At 75.4% G+C, this 240-nt stretch carries 1 pseudogene; it reads left to right on the top strand.

From position 1 onward, the window contains the following. Positions 1-240 (top strand): annotated as a pseudogene (locus AC0CH3_RS17935) (efflux transporter outer membrane subunit); the annotation flags it as partial.

Raw genomic sequence — 240 nt, 5'->3', positions numbered from 1 at the left:
CCGCCTCGGCGGCGCGGTCCGCGCAGCCGCCGACGCGCTCGCGCGGCTCGGCGCGCTCGAGGCGGACTGCGTTCGCCAGCGTGAGGTCGTGCGGGGGTTGGCCGCGACGGGGCGTCTCAACGCGATCCGCGAGTCGAGCGGCCTCGATAGCCGGCTCGACCTCGTCGACAACGACGTGCGGACGCGCGAGGCCGAACAGGCCGACGCCAATCTTGCCGCCGACGCGGCGCAACAGCGGAT

It is taken from the genome of Sphingomonas sp. AC449, from assembly GCF_979253475.1.
Note: the sequence above shows the minus strand (reverse complement) of the source record. Positions and strands in the feature narration are given on the sequence as shown.